The organism is Lishizhenia tianjinensis, from assembly GCF_900116425.1.
GTDB lineage: Bacteria > Bacteroidota > Bacteroidia > Flavobacteriales_D > Crocinitomicaceae > Lishizhenia > Lishizhenia tianjinensis.
Map to the genome: position 1 here is coordinate 1 of NZ_FPAS01000012.1, position 1,409 is coordinate 1,409.

At 42.0% G+C, this 1,409-nt stretch carries 1 protein-coding gene; it reads right to left on the reverse strand.

The genetic code is table 11. The features are described from left to right. Nucleotides 1-1,409, reverse strand: a 1,409-nt coding sequence (locus BM327_RS15735; protein WP_211664744.1) for a beta strand repeat-containing protein, incomplete at both ends; no start/stop codon positions are given.

Below are 1,409 nucleotides of genomic sequence, written 5' to 3' on the forward strand. Positions count from 1 at the left end.
GCTGTATTACTCCATGCATAGGTGTAAGGCGCTGTTCCTCCTGTTACGTTTACCGTTGCTTCTCCATCATTTCCTGCATTACAAGAAACATTTGCGTTTACTGATCCTGTAGCTGAAAGAACCGTTGGTTCAGTTATCGTTACAGAAGCATTTTCTGTACATCCGTTGGCATCTGTTACAGTTACAGTGTATGTTCCTGCAGCAACTCCAGTTATGGTCTGAGTCGTTGCTGTATTACTCCAAGCATAGGTATAAGGTGCTGTTCCTCCTGTTACGTTTACAGTTGCTTCTCCATTACTTCCTGCATTACAAGAAACATTTGCATTTACTGATCCTGTAGCTGAAAGAAGGGTTGGTTCTGTTACAGTAGCTGACGCTGTTGTTGTACATCCATTCGCATCTGTAATTGTCACCGTATAGGTACCTGCCGCAACGCCATTTAAAGAAGCTGTGGTAGCTGTGTTATTCCATAAGTAAGTATAAGGACTTGTTCCTCCAGTAGGAGTTGCTGTTACTCCCCCATCGAAAAGACCGTTACAGCTTACATTAGAATCCACTAAAGCCACTGAAGTAAGTAATGTAGGCTCATTTATGGTTACTGATGTATTTGCTGTACATCCATTTGCATCCGTAACTAACACTGTATATGTTCCTGCACCAAGGCCAGTAATGGTTGGATTAACTGCAGAATTGCTCCAAGCATAGGTATAAGGTGCTGTTCCACCAGTTACACTTACTGTTGCAGCACCAGTTGTTCCACCAGTACATGCAACATCAGTTGAAGAACTCACCGCCGCATTTAAGGCCGTAGGTTCTGTTATCGTTGCATTTGCCGATGCTTTACAACCCACGTTATCTGTTACTTCTACAGAATAACTCCCGGCAGAAATTCCATTGATAATTGCCGTTGTAGCAGTATTACTCCAAGCATAAGCATAAGGGGCTGTCCCTCCCGTTGCAGATGCGGTGATTTGACCATCACTTCCGCCATTACAAGTTACATTGGCATCTGTTAGTGCACTAGCTGAAAAACCATTATCAGATAATATAGTAAGGTTCACATTCGATGAATTTGAACAAGATCCTACTGTCGTATAAGTAATGGTATATGCTCCAGGTGTTGATGCGGATACATCTATTTGTCCCGTTGAAGCATTAATACTCAACCCAGCTGTACTCGAGAATGTTCCTCCAATTACTCCAGTTATAGTTGGTGTAACATCTGTGGCTGTAATACAAACAGAAGAAAGTGCATATGAAAAGCTTGCATTATCTATAGCGTTTATGGTAACACTCGCTGTTGATGAATTTGGACAAGAACCAGCTGTAGTATAGGTTATGGTATAGGTCCCTGGTGTTGATGCTGAAACATCTATTTGACCGGTTGATGAATTGATACTTAAACCTGC